Below are 17,131 nucleotides of genomic sequence, written 5' to 3'. Positions count from 1 at the left end.
ATCTGGCACCAATTCACGGAAATGATTTGGGAAATATCGAAAGCACAGGAAACAAACTTGGAACCTAATAGTTATGATTCATAATTATTGAGGGGATCAGAAAAGCGCTTCGTGCGCCTATGAAAAAAGATCAATCAGGGAGGAACGAATGATCAATACTCGCAGAAATCTACTCAAACTAGCAGGGGCGGCCGCAGTTTCCGCACTGTCGTTCGGCGCAGCAACCACCAGTGCTCTGGCCGCCGACGTCACCCTGCGTATGCACCAATTCCTGCCGGCGCAGGCCAACGTACCGAAGAACATCCTGGATGTCTGGGCGGACAAGATCGAAGCCGAATCCGATGGTCGGATCGAAATTCAGCGTTTCCCGGCGATGCAGCTTGGCGGCACCCCGCCGCAGCTGATCGATCAGGTAATTGATGGCGTAGCAGACATCGTTTGGACCGTTTCGGGCTATACTCCGGGCCGCTTCTCGCGCGCCGAGGTGTTCGAATTGCCGTTCACCATGACAAACGCCGAAGCCGTATCCCGCGCCTACTGGGAACTGGCCGAAGAAACCATGATGGACGACGACTTCAAGCAGTTCAAAGTGCTTGCTCTGTGGGTACACGGCCCTGGTCTGATCCACTCGAAAAAGCCGATCGAAAGCGTTAGCGACCTGAATGGTGTTAAACTGCGTGCGCCGACCCGTGTGACCAACGGGATGTTCAGCTCGCTTGGTGCGACCCCGGTTGGCATGCCGGTTCCGGCAGTGCCTGAGGCCCTTTCTAAAGGCGTGATCGACGCAACCGTTATCCCGTGGGAAGTTACCGGCGCGTTGAAAGTGAATGAACTGGTCGACAACCACACCTCCTTCGGTGATGACGCGCTCTACACCACGACCTTCATCTTCGCGATGAACAAGGATCGCTGGGATGCGCTGCCCGAAGATCTGAAAGCCGTTATCGACGCAAACTCTGGTGTTGAATTCTCTGCCTTCGCCGGCAAGCAGATGCAGGCCGACGACGAACCGTCGATGAAGCAGGCAATGGAACGTGGCAACAACATCATCACGCTTTCGCCCGACCAAGTAGCAGAGTGGAAAGCCGCAGCGCAGTCGACCACCGACACTTGGATCAAAGAGATGGACGATGCAGGCAAAGATGGCTCCGGCCTGCGTGCTCGCGCTCTTGAGTTGATCGAGAAGCACTCGGCCAACTAAGTACGACGTTTCCCCGGGGGTGCTGCATCCCCGGGGAAGCACTCATTGGGGAGAATTAGAATGTTGAAGGTTGTGGAACGCATTGCGCGCTTCATGGCGATTGCCGGGGGGCTGGTGCTGACGGGGCTGGTGATGCTGACTGGTTTCAGTGTCCTGGGCCGCGGTCTGAACACTCTGGGTCATTCGGGCTTGCTGCCCGACGGTCTTGCCGAGGCGCTGATCGCCACCGGGGTTGGCCCGATTACGGGTGACTTTGAATTAGTCGAGGCTGGTGTCGCCTTTGCGATCTTCGCATTTCTTCCCATCTGCCAACTGTTCGGAAGCCACGCCACAGTTGATGTCTTTACCAACGCTTTGCCGTCCAAGACGAACAAGGTCATCGCAGCTTTCTGGGAGGTCGTCCTGTCCGCTGCGATCCTGTTGATCACTTGGCGCCTGTACGAGGGCATGCAAAGCAAGATGTCCTATGGCGAAACGACCTTCCTTCTGCAGTTTCCTGTCTGGTGGGCCTTTGGCGCCAGCTTTGTCGCCGCCGTCGTTGCCTCGCTGGTTGGTGTCTACTGCGCCTATGGGCGCGTTGTTGAAATGTTTACCGGTCGGCGTGTCCTGCCGAACCACGGGGAGGCAGTCCATTGACGATGCTAGAAATGGGCTATGCGTCCTTTCCCATTCTTTTGCTGATGATCTTTCTGCGCGCGCCGATTGGCCTTGCCATGCTGCTTTGCGGGATCGGAGGCTTGTATTTCGCCATGGGCGGAACCAACATGTTCATGGCCAAGCTGAAGACAGAGACTTACACGACGTTTTCCAGCTATTCGCTGACCATCATTCCGATGTTCCTGCTGATGGGCCAGTTCGCGACGCTTTCGGGCATGTCGTCAGCCCTCTTCAAAGCCGCTGAAAGCTGGCTGGGGCACCGCAAGGGTGGTGTCGCCATGGCCTCTGTTGGGGCTTGCGCCGGCTTCGGTGCGATTTGCGGATCTTCGCTGGCGACCGCCGCAACAATGAGCCGCGTCGCACTGCCTGAACTACGCCGCTACGGTTATTCTGGCGGGTTCTCGACGGCAACCTTGGCCGCGGGGGGCACTCTTGGCATCCTGATCCCGCCGTCGGTGATCCTTGTGATCTATGCCATCCTGACAGAGCAGAACATCGCCAAGCTGTTCCTTGCAGCCTTTGTGCCAGGCATTCTTGCCGCGATTGGCTATGTCATCACGATCTCTATCTATGTCCGCATGTACCCCGACGCGGCCGGAACGCGCGAACCTGTGCCTTACCCGGAACGCGTGCGCGCGCTGCTGGACGTGTGGCCGGTGCTGCTGGTCTTTGGCCTTGTGGTGGGCGGTATCTATCTGGGTTGGTTCACGCCGACCGAAGGTGCGGCCGTAGGTGCCGCAGGCACCGGGCTGATCGCCTTGGTCTCTGGCAACCTGAACTGGAAGGTGTTCGTTGAAAGCATCATCGCTACCGCGACCAGCACCGCCATGATCTTTTTCATCGTGCTTGGTGCCGGGATGTACAACGGCTTCCTTGCGTTGACGCAGGTCCCACAGGAATTGTCCGGTTGGGTTGTCGGCCAGGGCCTCAGCCCGTGGACGGTCCTGACGTTGATCCTTGTGTTCTACCTGATCTTCGGGTGCCTGATGGACAGCCTGTCAATGATCCTGCTGACCATTCCGATCTTCTTCCCGGTGATCAGTGCGCTGGACTTTGGCATGTCGCCCGAACATGTGGCGATCTGGTTTGGTATCCTTGTACTGATCGTGGTCGAGGTCGGCCTTATTACCCCACCTGTCGGGATGAACCTGTTCATCATCAACGCGATGGACCGGTCGACCCCCATGGTTCAAACCTACAAGGCCGTGATGTGGTTCGTCACATCTGACCTCGTCCGCGTGGTCATCCTGGTCCTGTTCCCCGCAATCACACTGTTCCTGATCCCCGGATAGGAACTGTCGCCGAGACATACTTCGGCGGCGCACGGCTAAATAGATATGAAGTATAACAATGATTGAGCAAAACAGAATGAAAGGCGCGACATGCAGATAGCTGGAAACACAGCCCTTGTGACCGGTGGCGGCAGTGGCCTTGGCGCCGCGACCGCCCGGCACCTTGCCTCGGCTGGTGCCAAGGTGGCCATTCTGGACTTCGATATTGACCGCGCAAAGGCGGTCGCCTCAGACATTGGTGCCGTGGCGGTTCAGGCGGACGTCAGCGACGAAGCCGCCGTAAGCGCGGCCTTTGACGAGGCTGAAAGCCAGTTTGGCAGTGCCCCGCGCATCGCCATCAGTTGCGCAGGTGTCGGCATGGCCGCGCGCATCGTGGGCCGAGAAGGCAAACTGTCTTTCGATGTTTTCGACAAGACCCTGAAGGTTAACCTGTACGGCACGTACAACGTCATGAGCCATGCGGCCAAGCGCATGGCCGAGTTGGAGCCCCAGACCGATGGCGAGCGCGGTGTGATCATCAACACAGCGTCTGTTGCATGGCAGGATGGCCAGCTGGGGCAGGCGGCTTATGCGGCCTCAAAAGGTGCTATCGCCTCTATGTGCTTGCCCGCAGCCCGAGAGTTTGCACAGCTTGGTATCCGCGTCATGGCGATCGCACCCGGCTTGTTCCACACCCCGATGATGGAAGGTCTGCCCGAAGAGGTAGCCGCCAAGATCACGGCCAATATCCCGTTCCCTGCCAGATTGGGCGAGCCGCAGGAATACGCCCTGCTGGCCGAGCAAATCGTCGCGAACCCATTCCTGAACGGTACAACCATCCGGCTGGACGGCGCAGTGCGCCTGCCCCCACGCTAATAAGGAGCTGACAAATGACCGACTCCATTCTCGACATTCAAGTCGCTGGCAGCATCGCCACCCTGACCATGAACCGCCCGGGTAAGCGCAACGCCATGTGCGAAGAGCTTCTGGAAGCGCTGGAGACGTTTTATTTCAATCCGCCAAAGGACGTCCGGGTTGTCATTCTGACCGGGATCGAGGGGCATTTTTGCTCGGGCCTTGATCTATCAGAGCACGTCCACCGCTCGGCCGAGGAAAACCTGTATCACTCGCGCCATTGGCACCGGGTGATGGAGCAAATCCAGTTCGGTGGATTGATCACCGTCTCAGCCATGTTCGGCGCGGTCATTGGCGGCGGACTAGAGCTTGCGGCGTCGACCCATGTGCGGATTGCAGAGCCTTCGACCATCTTCCAGCTTCCCGAAGGGCGTCGTGGAATTTTTGTCGGCGGCGGTGCCACAGCGCGCGTGGGCCGACTTCTTGGTGCGGACCGGATGACAGAGATGATGCTGACTGGCCGTAAATATTCCGCCGACGAAGGGCTTTCGCTTGGCCTGACGCATTACTCGGTAGGCGAAGGAGAGGCACAAGATCTTGCCCAGAAACTGGCAGGTAAGATTTCGCGTAATGCGCCAATGTCGAACTATCTGATGGTGCAGTCGATTGCCCGGATCAATGACATGTCGCAGGCCGATGGCTTGTTTACAGAGTCGCTTGCAGCCGCCCTGTCACAAACCACGCCCGATGCCGAGGAGGGCTTGAAAGCTTTCCTTGAAAAACGTGCCCCAGTGTTCCGGTGATCCAATGAAAAAGCCGGCACCCAAAAGATCGTCACCCTCTGACGTTGCCCATGTCAGCGATGCGACGCTGCGCAATTTCCTAGGCTACCACATGAAGCGTGCCTTCAATGTGATCCAGTCGGATCTGACGCAAACGCTGAAGCCCTTCGACCTGCGCATGCTGACCTACACCGCGCTGGTCCTGATCGTGGACAACCCCGGCCTGCGCCAATCACAGCTTGCCGAGGCGATGGACATCGAACGACCCAATCTTGTCGTGATCATCGACGAGTTGGAACGGCGCGAGCTGATCGTTCGTGACCGCGTGCCGACCGACCGGCGGGCCTACGCTCTCAAGGCGACGTTGGCCGGTCGGCAGCTATACGACAGGGCCGTCGCAGCCGTGACAGCCCATGAAGAGCGTCTTTTGACCGGGCTGGATCAAGACACGCGCGCAATCGTGATCGCGGCGATGAAAATCGTCGAGCGAAGCTTTGGTGAGGGATAGATCATGAAACAGACCTCTGAGTTTTGCCCGCATTCCGTCTCGCGAGAGGACCGCGCGGATGGGACCATCCTGCTGCGGTCGAACCATGCCCTTGGGCCGGTTGCAAAGAACACCGGAGAGTGGTTGCATCGTTGGGCGGAAGAGGCCCCTGAACGGGTTTTCATTGCTGAACGCAGTGGGGCCGGGTGGCGCGAAGAATCCTATCAGGCCACGTTGCAGAAGGTGCGGGCCATTGCGTCGTCACTTCTTGGAAGGGGAATGGGCCCGGACACACCGATTATCATCATGTCAGGCAACGGCGTCGACCACGGGCTTCTGTCGCTGGCCGCGCAATATGTCGGGGTTCCGACCGTCCCCGTGGCCGAGCAGTATTCATTGATCCACGGCGCGCATGGACGGTTGCAGCATGCGATAGAGCTGGTACGCCCAAAGATGGCCTATGTTGTGGATGCCAACCAATATGCTGAGGCCTTGGCGCTTGACGCCTTGAGCGGGATCGAAGTCGTCGCAAGCCGTCCCGGCCAAAACCAATGTGTCACTCCGTTTGACGATCTGTTGAAAGGGGATGCCAGCGTTGACCTGGACACTGACCATGCGCAAGTCACCCCTGACACGGTCGCAAAGATCCTGATGACCAGTGGCTCTACATCGGCGCCCAAAGGTGTTCTGACCACGCAACGCATGATGTGCGTGAACCAGACACAATTGGCTGACGCCATGCCGTTCCTGCGAACCCGTCCGCCTCGGCTTGTCGACTGGCTGCCGTGGAACCACGTTTTCGGGGGGTCGCATAATTTCAACATGATGCTCGCCAACGGTGGAAGCTTCTACATTGACGATGGCAAGCCCGTGAAAGGCCTGTTTGATCGGACAGTGGAAAACTTGTCGATGATCACCGGCACGCTGTGTTTCAACGTTCCCGTTGGTTTTGGCATGCTCTTGGGCGCGCTGAAGTCAGACGCAGAGCTGCGACAGCGGTTCTTCGCGGATCTTGATCTGATTTTCTACGCGGGCGCATCGCTGCCGCAGGATGTCTGGCAGGGTTTCCAGCAGATGGCGATGGATGTGAAAGGCGAGGTCCCCCTGATGACCTCGTCTTGGGGCCTGACCGAGACCGCCCCCGCTACGATGATGCAGCAGGAACCGATTGACCGATCCGGTGTCGTGGGCGTGCCGCTGAACGGGGTCACCGCCAAGCTGATCCCGGATGACGAAATGCGCTGCGAGGTTCGGGTGAAAGGTCCGAATATCACTCCGGGCTACTTCGAAGAGCCGGAAAAGACCAAGGAAGCCTTTGACGAAGAGGGCTATTTCATCACCGGCGATGCGATGGTGTTTGTCGACCCTGATGACGTGAGCAAGGGATTGAAGTTCGACGGACGTATCTCTGAGGACTTCAAGCTGCTCACCGGAACCTGGGTTCGCGCGGCGCAGTTGCGTCTGGACATGTTGGCATGTCTTGCGCCGCTTGCCTCGGACCTTGTCATTACCGGGGCCGACCGCAACCAGATTGGCGTCATGGTTTTCCCGGATAAGGGGGAACTGGAGCGCGAAGGTTTCGAGCTGACCGACGACAACGGTGCGTTCCGCTGCAAGCTGTTGCATGGCGAAATTCACCGCCGTCTCGCCGAACGTGCCCGTGAAATCTCGGGCAGTTCGACAAAGATCTCTCGCGCCATTGTGCTGAGCGAGCCCGCCTCTCTGCCCGAGGGCGAAATCACCGCCAAGGGCAACCTGAACTTCCGCAAGGTGCTGACGCGCCGCAAAGACCTGTTGGATCGGTTGTATGACGACGCCGACCCTGCAGTTGTGACGATCTAAAAGGAAACCAAGACATGGTAGATATCTCAAAGGTCCGTGCGATCGACATCCATACCCACGCTGAAGAGCCCTGCGGCTGTCATAGTGACGATGGCTATGACGACCTGCAGGCCCATATGGCGAAATACTTCGGCGCCAAGGTGGTCCAGCCGACGATTGACCAGACCGCTGCGCACTTCCGGGAACAGAATGTTGCCGCTGTGATCTTCCCCGTCGATGCCGAGCGCGAGACCGGCTATCGCCGTTTCTCGAACGACGAAGTGATCGAGCAGGTCAAACGCAATGATGACATCCTGATCCCGTTTGCTTCGATCGACCCATGGAAGGGCAAGATGGCGGTCCGCGAAGCGCGCAGACTGATCGAAGATTACGGTATTAAAGGGTTCAAGTTTCACCCGACAATGCAGGGTTTCTTTGCCAATGACCGGATGGCTTACCCGTTCTACGAGGTGCTTGCCGAACATGGTTGTATCGCCTTGTTCCACACAGGTCAGACAGGCGTCGGGTCGGGCATGCCGGGTGGCAATGGGATGCGCCTGAAGTACTCTAACCCGATGTATATGGATGATGTTGCCGTGGACTTCCCCGAGATGAACATCGTCCTCGCCCACCCGTCGTTCCCGTGGCAGGAAGAGGCCTTGGCAGTCGCTCAGCACAAGCCCAACGTTTATATCGACCTGTCGGGTTGGTCGCCGAAGTACTTCCCGCCGATCCTTGTCCGGTACTGCAACTCGATCCTGAAAAAGAAGGTCCTGTTCGGGTCGGACTGGCCGATGATCTCCCCCGAACGCTGGCTGTCGGATTTCGAGAAGATCGACATCAAGGACGAGCTGCGTGAAGACATCATCAAGGGTAATGCTGCCCGTCTGCTGGGGTTCGCATAAGATGCAGGTTCCAGTTCCATCACTAACGCATTCCTTCACCTTGTCGATCGAGCTTTCGGCGCCGATCGAACTGGGAAAGGGCAGGGCGGGTCTGCGTCGGATTATCCCGATTATCGGTGGTCGGGCTTTGGGGCCTGATCTTGTCGGCGAGGTTCTGGACCTTGGCGCCGACTGGCAGACGATTCATGCCGATGGTGCTGCGCATCTGGACACGCGCTATGCGGTTGAAACCGAGGACGGCGCAGTGATCGAGATCGTCAACGCCGGTACGCGACACGGGCCGCCAGACGTCATCGCGCGACTTGCCAAAGGCGAAGACGTCGACCCGTCGCAATATTACATGCGAACGGCTGCGCGCCTGGAAACCGGCGACCCGCGCTATGACTGGGTGAACCACACCATTTTTGTCAGCGCCGGTATTCGCCGCGCCTCGGCCGTTGAGGTCGCCTTCTACAAAGTGGACTGATCATGAAACCGTTTCAGGCTCCGATAGAGGACATCCTCTTTTCCTTGAACCATGTGGCTGGCGCCAATGGGCTTGCCACTTGGGATGCCGAGTTTGCGGCAGAGATCGGCGGCCATTTCGCTGCCTTTGCGGAAGGGGAAATCGCCCCGTTGGACGAGCCGGGTGACTTGCAGGGGTGCCGGCTGGAAAACGGACGCGTGTCGATGCCGGATGGGTTCGCCGAAGTGTATCGCGCCTATGCTGAACAGGGGTGGCCGTCGCTTACCGTGCCCGAAGAGTACGGTGGGCAGGGAATGGGTGGGCTGATTCATGCGATCACGTCCGAGGTCTTTTCAGGGGCCAACCATAGCCTGCAGATGGTGACCGGGCTGGTGCCGGGGGCGGTGCGAACCATCTTGCGCTTCGGAACAGACGACCAGAAAGCACGTTACATCCCGCCTTTGACCTCGGGTGAAACGCTGGCCACCATGTGTCTGACAGAACCCGGAGCGGGGTCTGATCTAAGCCGCGTGCGCTGTAAGGCGGAACCCTCGAAAAAGGGCTGGTCTATCACTGGCGAGAAGATTTTCATCTCGGGCGGTGACCAGGATTTGAGCGAGCGGATCCTGCATTTGGTTCTGGCCCGCACCTCGGACGACGGGATCAAAGGCTTGTCCTTGTTTCTGTGCCCTTGCACCCGGACTGATGGCAGCCGCAATTCGGTGACCATTACTCGGATCGAAGAGAAAATGGGCCTTCACGCCTCGCCGACCTGCCAGATGGCATTTGACGGTGCCGAGGCCGAGTTGATCGGCGAGGAAGGCAAAGGCCTCGCCGCCATGTTCACCATGATGAACCACGCGCGCGCCGATGTAGCGTTGCAAGGTGTGGCCCATGCGGCCCGCGCCTGCGACATCGCCAGCGCCTATGCCGCCGAGCGCACGCAGGGACGCGGACCGGACGGCGCACCAATCACCTTGGACGGACACGCCGACGTGCGCCGTATGCTGACCGAGATTGATCGGCTGGCGGTCGGAGGTCGCGCGATCTCTCACCTTGCGTTCGTTCTGATGGAGCAGGGGGGAAACAGCGAACTGGTGGACTTCCTGACGCCGGTGGCCAAGGTTTTTTGCACCGAAGCCGGAATGCGCGGTGCAGAGCTGGGGATGCAGGTTCTTGGCGGCTACGGGTACCTAAAGGAATACCGGCTGGAGCAGACCTATCGCGACTGCCGTATTACGGCGATCTACGAAGGCGCGAATGGTATTCATGAAAGAGTACTGGCAACACGTTTGGCGCCGGGTCATCCGGGGGATGCGTTTGCCGCGTTTGTGGAAGCAGAACTTGCCAGCCACCCAGGTACGCGGATCGAGAACGCTTTGACGGAGTGGAAGGCCTCGCGCCAGCAATTGCAAGAGGCGCCAGACGCTTCGATCCTTGCGCATGGGTTCATGCAGCAAACCATCGACACGCTGTTGGCCTGTGTATGGGCGCGTATCGCTTGGGTCGCTGACGAACATCCTAACCCTGCGCGTATGAAGCGGCTTTGCGATCGTTAACTGACCAAAGCCTGTAAAACAGCCCAGTGGGCGCCACCTCGCCCACGGCAATCTTATCGGTGCCGATTGCTTGCCGCGACTCTTCAATGGCGGCGGCCTTCCTGCAGAATTCAGGAATGCGTTGAGGCACATCAATTACACTCATGTCCTAGCGTGCTACCGAAAAAGCCGAGAAGAGGTTTCTCTCCGGCTACGTTTTGATTGCGACGGCACAGTCGGATTTCGAATTGGATGAATTGATTACATCTGTCCAAGCGCTGAATTGTGGACGGGCAAACCATCAGGTCTAGGGGGCTTTGTAGAATGACCAATACAGAAACCAATCACTGGGATGCCATTGTCGTTGGATCAGGTATTGGTGGCATGGCAGCCGCTGCGGCGCTTAGCCAGGTCGGGCACAAGGTTTTACTTCTTGAACAGCACCAAACCTTAGGCGGGCTTACACACAGTTTCTTTCGGGATGGATTTACCTGGGATGTCGGCCTTCACTACTTGGGGCACATGGCGCCGGGCGACCGCGAGCGCGCATTGGTGGATTGGTTGTGCGATACGCCGATGGAGTTCGTTTCCTTGGGGTCCATTTATGACACGGTGCATATTGGATCCTCGAAACCTTTGTCGCTTTCACGACCCTATGAAGCACAAGAGATGGACCTGAAGGATCGCTTCCCGGATCAGGCCAAAGCGATTGAAGCTTGGACCCACGCAATGCGTGAGGGGCGGGACGCCGCAATGAAGATGTTCCCCACCCGTGCGATGCCAGAGATTGCCGGCGATGTGATGGACTGGTGGAACCGCAGGGCGATCTCTAAGTGGATGGCAAGGACGACACGCGAGGTGATTGACGAGATCACCGACGACCCAGAGCTTGCAGCGGTCTTGGCGTCCCAGTGGGGCGACCACGGCGGGCGCCCAAGCAAGGCCAGCTTCGCGATGCACGCCCTGATCGCCGGGTACTATCTTTACAGTGGGTCTTGGTACCCTGTGGGGGGAAGTGGGGCCTTCGCCAAACACATCCTACCCACGGTCACCAAAAACGGCGGAGAAACACGAGGCGGTGTCCGTGTGAGCGGCTTGCTTCTTGAAGAGGGGCGGGTCGTAGGTGTTCGAACCAGCGATGGCGAGGAGATCCGTTCAAAGGTCGTTGTTTCTGACATCGGTGCGCGGGAGACGCTCGACAATTTGCTGAACGACGACATCGGCCACGAAGACTGGGCCTCAGAAATCCGTGCCTTACCGTCAAGCATTGCCCACTTTACGATGTTCCTTGGTCTTGAAGGCGATGTCGAGGCTGCCGGAGCGACCAAAGCGAACCACTGGATTTATCCGACCGGAGACGTCGACGTCATCTGGACAGATGTGCCCGATGGCAGGCCCCCACACATGACGGTGTCGTTCGGGTCGCTGAAGGACCCATCGTATGACCCCGGCCCACGCCAGAAACACACGGCGCAATTGCTTGTCTGGGCGGACTGGTCGACGGTTGCCGGTTGGGCAGATCAGCCTGCGGGGACACGAGGTGATGACTATGCTGACTTCAAGCGCCGGGCAGAGAAAACCTTGATGGCCGAGTTCGAACGACACTTCCCTGACCTTGCAAAGCTTGTGGTGTACAAGGACTTGGCGACACCGTTATCGACCGTCAGTTTCACAGGGCATCGCGAAGGGGCCTTTTACGGGTTGGATGTCACACCAGAGCGTATGATGTGCGATGCGCTAAGGGCCAAGACGCCGGTTCCGGGGCTTTATCTAGCCGGTCAGGATGTTGCGAGCCCCGGTGTCCCGGGGGCGCTTTGGGGTGGTATGTTAGCCGCTGCCAGCATCGACCCTAAAGTGTTCCGCCAATTCCAAGGATAAGCTTCAAGTTTCGCGCCTAGATGTCGTCCTTACTGGCTGTCGATCAGCTCAAAACTCATCCCAGCATGGGTGGTGATCCGGTCACGCAGTAGGGCTCCCATCGCAGAAGCCGGGGTCCAGAAACCACCTGCTACCGCGATCTTATCGGCGTCTTCGGCAAGGCACAGGGCCGCTTCGGTCAGCATCATCGTGGTCGAGCGTACTCCGGGGTCGCCTTTCCCGGTAATGCGCGCCTTCAAGATGTTCCCATCGGGCACTTCTCCAACAAGAACGATTTCATATGATCCGGATTCGCGAACTTCTTTGCTGGGTCCTTCGCCGGATTTTGGCAGGACTTTGCGCTTAAGAAAACCGCGGGTCGCAGGGTTGGCCATTGCGATCAGGAACAACCGACCAAACAGGGTGCTACCCATCGCCGAAAACCAGCCACCGATACCGCCACGGGTCAGGCCTGTTTCCTCGTATCGGAAGTCCCGGCCATAAGGGTACGCCATGATCGCATTGGTCCGCCGAACGACTTTGGAGTTCATCGGCCCCATGAAATAGGGTTTGGTCCAGGCCTTAAGGTCTGCATCCCATGTGATCTGGATCGGCATCATCCGGTCTGGGCCATCTGGACCATCTCGCTCGTCTTCGGGGCAAAGCGCATAGGGATCAAGCGAGAGTGCAGAGAAATCAGGATCCGTGTCGCGAAGCCGCATCGCGTTCAGAAAGCTTGCGGCGGTGCCTCCGCTAAAGCCACCTTTCATCCGCGTCACGCGGGTGGCTATGCGGTTGCAGGGCACTCCGTAACGCTCAGCCGCAGCCTCTTGAAGGAACTGAACGCCCAAATCCGAAGGGATTGAGTCATGTCCGCAAGAGTGGACGATCCGAGCCCCGGTCTCCCGGGCACGCTTGTCGTGGGCATCTATCATCGCCCGCATCCATTGCGGCTCTGCCGTCAAGTCGCAGTAATGGGTGCCATTCTGCGCACAGGCTTCGACAAGATTACTTCCATAAAGGGCAAACGGGCCGACCGTGGATACCACAACACGAGCCTTAGCGGCGACGTCCTGCATGGACGCGGGATCAAGGCTGTCACCGACAAGGATACCGATCTTGCCATCCGCACCGGGAAGGTTCGTTCGAACGTCTTCCAATTTCTGACGGTTTCGACCGCCAATGGCTAGACGAAGCCCGCTTTCCCCGCACCGCCTTGCAAGATGGTGCGCCGCGCGGCGGCCGGTTGCCCCGGTCGCGCCCCAGAGCACGATGTCGAAATCACGATTTGGCATTCCAGCGGCCTCTTTCACTATTGCTGCTGGTCAGTTTTGGTGTGCCGCAACTCTCGTTCCGTCAATGCGTCGACGATTGCGTTTCTGTCACCCAACAGGAACACGCGTGCCCCGTGTATTGTGAGTGCAAGGCCCCAACCCAGCAAAGGCCAAATGAACCAGAGGTATCCAGACGATGTGAGCAAGTTGATGATCAGTAGCAGCAACATCACGGCGACATAGACCACTGCATGAACGAAGAAGCCGTATTTTGCTTCGGCTCGCTGTCTGGCTTTCTCGTAAATTTCTTCCTGTGCCATAGTTCAATCCTTTAAATGGATGACTTCAATGACAGGTTCGTAGCAAAGATTATCAAGCCTCGCGCTGACCGAGATCAATTTATGCTGAAGACAGATATTGTAGCTTTCTAGGAGTTTTGGGCGGGAAAGTTCAGTAAGTCGCGTAGCTTCAAACGAAGTATAGTAACCTGAACCGAATAGGACTCTGCAGACTAGGTCCCGCCACAGTCGCCCGTACGAAGTGAGGCGTTTCAATGAAGGCAATTGTTCAAGACAGTTACGGAGGACCGGAAAACCTGCGTCTTGCAGACGTACCGATACCTGAACCAGATGCATCCCAGATCCGCGTGAAGGTCCTGGCCTGTGGGGTCAACCTGTCTGACTGGGAATACCTTGTTGGCGCCCCTCTATATGCGCGGCTTGTCGGCGGATTTTTCCGCCCCAAGAACCCCATTCTCGGATCTGACATCGTCGGGATCGTCGACAAGCTTGGCGCGGGGGCGTCTGACTTTCAGATCGGCGACAGGGTCATGGGTGATCTTGTGATGGTGCGGGGCGGATTTGCCGAATTCGCCTGTGTTGCCGAGGCCGAGATGATCAAAGTACCCGAAGGCCTGTCAGATGATATCGCTGCGTGTTTGCCTCAGGCCGGTGGAATTGCTTTGACCGGCACCGAAGGGCTGTCGCCCGACGACACGCTTTTGATCAACGGTGCGGGCGGGGGATCAGGCACGATGGCGCTGCAACTGGCCAAGGCCGCAGGCGCCCATGTCACTGTGGTAGACAACGCGGGCAAGATTGCTTGGTTGAAAGAGCTGGGTGCAGACGAGATCATCGACTACCGGGTGCAGGATTTCGCAAGATCGGGCCGTAAGTGGACCCGAATTCTGGACATGGTCGCGACACGCGGCCCGTTTCGGATAGCAGGTTGCCTAGCGCCGGGAGGTGTCTACCGGGCGTTGGGTGGACCGGTCAGTGTGCTGCTGTCATTGGTGCTCGGAGGGAGGCTTTTTCGTCCCGCCAAGAAATCAATCGGCATGCTCTTGGTACCAAGCGGTCGGGACCTGACACAGCGCGTTGCGCAAGCGGCGGTTGACGGTAAGATAGCGCCGCATCTCGAGGCAGTCCTGCCGCTGTCTTCGGTCCCGGATGCGCTGCGTCGGACTGGGTTGGGCGAAGTTAAGGGTAAAATTGTAATCAAGCCGTAAGGCGCGACAGGTCTGAACTGCGGGGGCAATCGCGACCCCTATCCAACGGTTCCGAAGGCGACCGTTAGATATTATGGTGCCCCTGGGTGTCTCTCAACAAACGTCCACCACGACGATGCCGGTCTTCTGTCCCTTTTCGACATAGCGGAAGGCGTCGGTGATCTTGTCCATCGGATACCGCCGATCGAAGACGCCTTGGAACTTGCCTTGGGACATCAGATTGGCAAGCTTTTGAATGAACCCGGGTGCGCCTTCAGGGAAAGGCACGCGGACACGCTTGCTTCCGGTTGCTCCATAGAATGAACCAAGAATTATGTTGGACCAGCCGGGGCCCAAGTCCGTGGCTGAGAATATTCCATCCTTAGCCAACAAGGGGCGGCATTCGAAGAACGACGTTTTACCAACCGCATCGAAAACAAGGTCAAAGGTTTCTCCCAATGCAGTGAAATCCTGAGTTTCATAGTTCACCACACGATCGGCACCGAGCGCTGCCGCCAAATCCATGTGCCGAGTGCCGACAACGGTGACCACGTAGGCGCCTTGCGCCTTGGCAAGTTGTACTGCCGCCGTACCAATTGCCCCGGATGCGCCGTAAATCAGGCAACGCTGGCCCTCGGAAAGGACCTGCGTGGTTCCGTTGGCGTACCACGCGCCTTCCCCGACCACGGCCTGATGGAATGGTAAGTTTTCTGGAATCTTCGCGATTGCGCCATTTGCTGGCAAACACAGGTATTCGGCATGGGCCCCGAACATGTCGGGCGACATTCCGAACACCCGATCCCCTATGGCGAAGGTGGTCACACCGTCACCCAGCATGTCAATCTCACCGGCGAAATCCATTCCCAAAATCTGCATCTTCGGTCGTATCAAGCCGGTCATCGCGCGCGCGAAAAACGGATGGGCCCGAAGTGTCGCAGTGTCGGTGCGGTTCACCGTAGAGGCGCAAACCTTCACGCGAACTTCTCCTTTCGCCGGAACGGGGCGCGGGACGGTCCGAATTTCAAGAACGTCCGGAGAGCCGTAGCGCTCGCAGATGACAGCCTTCATCGTTTCGCTGGTCATCTTTCACTGTCCAATCAAAAGAAGGATAAGGCCAAGAGCACCCCAGCCTGCAATTAGCGGCAGCACGATCCAATATTGCCCTTCCTTGGGCAGATCCCAGCCTTCGGCACCCCGCGCGACCTTGACCGTCCATAAACAGGCTATCGGCCAGTAGACGGTCACCCCAAGCGCGGCGCCCAGAGCGACCCCAGCCCAAGATGATGCAAACAAGTGCCCGGCAAGTCCGATGCCAAGCAACGGTGTATAGAAAACGAGATCAGCGCCAGCATAGCCTTTGAAGAACGCAACGCCGACTTCGGTGATCTGATCGGCTGGCTCTTGCGTTCCCATCCGCACGCCCAATGAGTAGTTCACTGCCGCCGTACATTGTGCCGCCGCCAGATAGGCAAAAAGCAACCAGCCCGGAACTTGGATGAGCCAGAAAGCGAAGTTTGACATGTTCGACCTCCGTAGCGAGTGCGAACAGGTTAACACGACAGAAAGCTGCAATTCGAGGTGTTTCAGTGGGGTGAAGTCGATGGCCTGACCGAAACCAATCTAGTGGCTCCCTGCCTATGCAGGTCTAATTAGCGACGAGGACCTTTTCTGGCCCTCGTCGATGATTGTTCAAACGTGTTTGGCTCGGTGGACGCTACCACTCTGCGCGGGCTTCCATCGCGATGGGGCCACCGGGACGCGCAGTCCAAAGGATCAGCGCGTCGCCGTCCTCGCGGGCATTCAGTGTCATTTCGGTATTATCGAAAAGCGGAGACAGGCTGCGGAAGCTAAATTTGGCTGGGGATTTGCCCCCGATATCAGCCGCCAGTTGGCAAAGCATTGTCGCCTGCATCGGACCATGCACCACGAGGCCGGGATAGCCTTCGGTTCCGGTGCAGAAGGCCTTGTCATAGTGGATACGGTGCCCGTTGAAGGTCAGCGCAGAGTAGCGGAACAGAAGCGTTGGCGTCGGGTCGATTACCTTGCGATGGCCCCCTTCGGCGGCGGCCACTGGTTCCGCCTTGGGTTTGGGTGCCGGGGTCATGTCACGATAGACGATGTCCTGTCGTTCCGTCAGAACGGCGCGTCCGTTGCTGGCCACTTGGTGCTCTACGGTGACGAAACACAATGCGCCGGTGCGCCCCTGCTTCAGCGTCACGTCCTTGATGGTAGAGTTGCGCGTCACGGTCTCACCAACCCGGATCGGGCCGTGAAACTCAAACGCTCCCCCCGCCCACATCCGTCTGGGTAGGGGCACAGGTGGAAGAAATCCTCCAAGCGCGGGGTGACCATCGCGGCCAAGCGCCGACATGGGGGCGATGGGTTGGGCAAGGCACAAATGGATCAGAAGTGGGGCCTCGTCCCCCGGAGCGCTGGGCCAGTCGCGGTCAAAGGTTGCCGCGAACTGGCGCACGGTGGTTTGGCTTAGGATTTCGCTGTCGGACTCGGTGTTGCCGATCCAAGAGCGCAGGTGCTCGATATCAATATCCATG

General features: G+C 58.2%; 17 protein-coding genes. 12 read left to right on the top strand and 5 right to left on the bottom strand.

The features are described from left to right. The first annotated feature begins 148 nt into the window (after positions 1–148). The 11 genes from CLM58_RS15675 to CLM58_RS15625 all read left to right on the top strand — a co-directional run bounded on the left by CLM58_RS15675 (position 149) and on the right by CLM58_RS15625 (position 11,840). Positions 149–1,201, top strand: a complete 1,053-nt coding sequence (locus CLM58_RS15675) for a TRAP transporter substrate-binding protein (RefSeq protein ID WP_095596800.1) — start codon at positions 149–151, stop codon at positions 1,199–1,201. Positions 1,202–1,261: 60 nt separating this feature from the next. Further along, the gene (locus CLM58_RS15670) at positions 1,262–1,837 is read left to right on the top strand and encodes a TRAP transporter small permease (RefSeq protein ID WP_095596799.1); all 576 of its coding nucleotides are present in this window, start codon (positions 1,262–1,264) and stop codon (positions 1,835–1,837) included. Next, positions 1,834–3,150 (top strand): TRAP transporter large permease, encoded by a 1,317-nt coding sequence (locus tag CLM58_RS15665; RefSeq protein ID WP_095596798.1) that lies wholly within the window; start codon positions 1,834–1,836, stop codon positions 3,148–3,150. The genes CLM58_RS15670 and CLM58_RS15665 overlap by 4 nt, the downstream gene beginning before the upstream one ends. Before the next feature lie 90 nt (positions 3,151–3,240). Next, positions 3,241–4,005, top strand: coding sequence for an SDR family NAD(P)-dependent oxidoreductase (locus tag CLM58_RS15660; RefSeq protein WP_095596797.1), 765 nt, complete (start codon positions 3,241–3,243; stop codon positions 4,003–4,005). Between the two features lie 14 nt (positions 4,006–4,019). Then, positions 4,020–4,787: a crotonase/enoyl-CoA hydratase family protein gene (locus tag CLM58_RS15655; RefSeq protein ID WP_095596796.1), complete on the top strand. Its 768-nt coding sequence runs from the start codon at positions 4,020–4,022 to the stop codon at positions 4,785–4,787. A gap of 4 nt (positions 4,788–4,791) precedes the next feature. Continuing rightward, positions 4,792–5,274: a MarR family winged helix-turn-helix transcriptional regulator gene (locus CLM58_RS15650; protein WP_095596795.1), complete on the top strand. Its 483-nt coding sequence runs from the start codon at positions 4,792–4,794 to the stop codon at positions 5,272–5,274. A 3-nt stretch (positions 5,275–5,277) separates the two neighbouring features. Beyond that, complete coding sequence (locus tag CLM58_RS15645; protein ID WP_095596794.1) at positions 5,278–7,095, top strand: feruloyl-CoA synthase; 1,818 nt, start codon at positions 5,278–5,280, stop codon at positions 7,093–7,095. A 14-nt stretch (positions 7,096–7,109) separates the two neighbouring features. Next, positions 7,110–7,979: an amidohydrolase family protein gene (locus tag CLM58_RS15640; protein WP_095596793.1), complete on the top strand. Its 870-nt coding sequence runs from the start codon at positions 7,110–7,112 to the stop codon at positions 7,977–7,979. A gap of 1 nt (position 7,980) precedes the next feature. Then, entirely contained in the window at positions 7,981–8,445 is a 465-nt protein-coding gene (locus CLM58_RS15635; RefSeq protein WP_095596792.1) for a DUF3237 domain-containing protein, read from the top strand. Positions 8,446–8,447: 2 nt separating this feature from the next. Continuing rightward, entirely contained in the window at positions 8,448–9,983 is a 1,536-nt protein-coding gene (locus CLM58_RS15630) for an acyl-CoA dehydrogenase family protein (RefSeq protein WP_095596791.1), read from the top strand. 303 nt (positions 9,984–10,286) lie between these two features. Further along, positions 10,287–11,840, top strand: a complete 1,554-nt coding sequence (locus CLM58_RS15625) for a phytoene desaturase family protein (protein ID WP_095596790.1) — start codon at positions 10,287–10,289, stop codon at positions 11,838–11,840. A 29-nt stretch (positions 11,841–11,869) separates the two neighbouring features. On the opposite strand, the gene CLM58_RS15620 is transcribed toward CLM58_RS15625, so the two are convergent. After that, positions 11,870–13,114: a saccharopine dehydrogenase family protein gene (locus CLM58_RS15620; RefSeq protein WP_143226593.1), complete on the bottom strand. Its 1,245-nt coding sequence runs from the start codon at positions 13,112–13,114 to the stop codon at positions 11,870–11,872. A gap of 17 nt (positions 13,115–13,131) precedes the next feature. After that, the gene (locus CLM58_RS15615; protein WP_095596788.1) at positions 13,132–13,413 is read right to left on the bottom strand and encodes a 2TM domain-containing protein; all 282 of its coding nucleotides are present in this window, start codon (positions 13,411–13,413) and stop codon (positions 13,132–13,134) included. A gap of 233 nt (positions 13,414–13,646) precedes the next feature. Between CLM58_RS15615 and CLM58_RS15610 the strand changes: the two genes are divergently transcribed. Continuing rightward, positions 13,647–14,600, top strand: a complete 954-nt coding sequence (locus CLM58_RS15610) for an NAD(P)-dependent alcohol dehydrogenase (RefSeq protein WP_095596787.1) — start codon at positions 13,647–13,649, stop codon at positions 14,598–14,600. A 93-nt stretch (positions 14,601–14,693) separates the two neighbouring features. On the opposite strand, the gene CLM58_RS15605 is transcribed toward CLM58_RS15610, so the two are convergent. From CLM58_RS15605 to CLM58_RS15595, 3 genes are all read right to left on the bottom strand, one after another. Next, positions 14,694–15,662, bottom strand: coding sequence for an NAD(P)-dependent alcohol dehydrogenase (locus CLM58_RS15605; protein ID WP_229666082.1), 969 nt, complete (start codon positions 15,660–15,662; stop codon positions 14,694–14,696). Between the two features lie 3 nt (positions 15,663–15,665). Next, positions 15,666–16,100, bottom strand: a complete 435-nt coding sequence (locus CLM58_RS15600) for a hypothetical protein (protein WP_095596786.1) — start codon at positions 16,098–16,100, stop codon at positions 15,666–15,668. A gap of 193 nt (positions 16,101–16,293) precedes the next feature. Beyond that, positions 16,294–17,130: an FAS1-like dehydratase domain-containing protein gene (locus tag CLM58_RS15595; RefSeq protein WP_095596785.1), complete on the bottom strand. Its 837-nt coding sequence runs from the start codon at positions 17,128–17,130 to the stop codon at positions 16,294–16,296. Between the last annotated feature and the right edge of the window lies 1 nt (position 17,131).

It is taken from the genome of Actibacterium pelagium, from assembly GCF_002285415.1.
Lineage (GTDB): Bacteria > Pseudomonadota > Alphaproteobacteria > Rhodobacterales > Rhodobacteraceae > Actibacterium_B > Actibacterium_B pelagium.
Note: the sequence above shows the minus strand (reverse complement) of the source record. Positions and strands in the feature narration are given on the sequence as shown.